Here is a 1,279-nt window from a genome sequence, read left to right on the forward strand (position 1 = left end):
AGGAAATCTCATCTCGGAGCAAGCTTCCCGCTTAGATGCTTTCAGCGGTTATCAATCCCGAACGTAGCTAATCAGCGATGCTCCTGGCGGAACAACTGACATACCAGAGGTTCGTCCGTCCCGGTCCTCTCGTACTAAGGACAGGCCTCCACAAATTTCCAACGCACGCAGCGGATAGGGACCGAACTGTCTCACGACGTTCTGAACCCAGCTCGCGTACCGCTTTAATGGGCGAACAGCCCAACCCTTGGGACCAACTCCAGCCCCAGGATGCGACGAGCCGACATCGAGGTGCCAAACCATGCCGTCGATATGGACTCTTGGGCAAGATCAGCCTGTTATCCCCGAGGTACCTTTTATCCGTTGAGCGACGGCCATTCCACAATGTACCGCCGGATCACTAGTCCCGACTTTCGTCCCTGCTCGAGCTGTCACTCTCACAGTCAAGCTCCCTTGTGCACTTACACTCAACACCTGATTGCCGACCAGGCTGAGGGAACCTTTGGGCGCCTCCGTTACTCTTTAGGAGGCAACCGCCCCAGTTAAACTACCCATCAGGCACTGTCCCTGACCCGGATCACGGGCCGAAGTTAGATGTCCAGAGTGACCAGAGTGGTATTTCAACAACGACTCCACCACCACTAGCGTGATAGCTTCACAGTCTCCCACCTATCCTACACAAGCCACACCGAACACCAATACCAAACTATAGTAAAGGTCTCGGGGTCTTTCCGTCCTGCTGCGCGAAACGAGCATCTTTACTCGTACTGCAATTTCGCCGAGTTCATGGTTGAGACAGTAGGGAAGTCGTTACTCCATTCGTGCAGGTCGGAACTTACCCGACAAGGAATTTCGCTACCTTAGGATGGTTATAGTTACCACCGCCGTTTACTGGGGCTTAAATTCTCCGCTTCGACCCAAGGGTCTAACAGGTCCTCTTAACCTTCCAGCACCGGGCAGGAGTCAGTCCGTATACATCGTCTTACGACTTCGCACGGACCTGTGTTTTTGATAAACAGTCGCTTCCCCCTAGCCTCTGCGACCCCACCCAGCTCACACAGCACGTGTGATCACCAGACAGGGCCCCCCTTCTCCCGAAGTTACGGGGGCATTTTGCCGAGTTCCTTAACCATGATTCTCTCGAACGCCTTAGTATTCTCTACCTGATCACCTGTGTCGGTTTGGGGTACGGGCGACTAGAACCTCACGTCGATGCTTTTCTTGGCAGCATAGGATCACCGAATTCCCTCACCTAAGAGAGTCCCATCACATCTCAGGC

1 rRNA gene is annotated in these 1,279 nt (G+C 53.9%); it reads right to left on the reverse strand.

Annotated features, from left to right (window positions below):
- A 23S ribosomal RNA gene (locus QL985_RS12080) occupies positions 1 to 1,279 on the reverse strand; the annotation flags it as partial.

Source organism: Kocuria sp. APC 4018 (assembly GCF_030407675.1).
GTDB lineage: Bacteria > Actinomycetota > Actinomycetes > Actinomycetales > Micrococcaceae > Kocuria > Kocuria rhizophila.